The sequence below is a fragment of the Pseudoalteromonas sp. SR43-5 genome, from assembly GCF_014163835.1.
Taxonomy (GTDB): domain Bacteria; phylum Pseudomonadota; class Gammaproteobacteria; order Enterobacterales; family Alteromonadaceae; genus Pseudoalteromonas; species Pseudoalteromonas distincta.
The window spans coordinates 1-251 of the sequence record NZ_JACJEA010000096.1 but is presented as its reverse complement, the minus strand read 5'-3'; the positions used below and the strand labels follow the sequence as shown (position 1 = coordinate 251).

The window sequence follows — 251 nt, the reverse complement described above, 5'->3', positions numbered from 1 at the left end:
CGAGTTCTCTCAAGCGCCTTAGTATTCTCTACCTGACCACCTGTGTCGGTTTGGGGTACGATTCCATATAATCTGAAGCTTAGAGGCTTTTCCTGGAAGTATGGCATCAACAACTTCATCACCGTGGTGACTCGTCTCGTGTCTCAGTCTTAATAGCAACCCGGATTTACCTAAGTCGCCAACCTACTCACTTTCACATGGACTACCAACGCCATGCTTGTTTAGCCTGCTCCGTCCCCCCATCGCAATTA

At 48.6% G+C, this 251-nt stretch carries 1 rRNA gene; it reads right to left on the bottom strand.

Annotated elements, in window-relative coordinates:
- Positions 1-251 (bottom strand): 23S ribosomal RNA (locus tag H5090_RS21115); the annotation flags it as partial.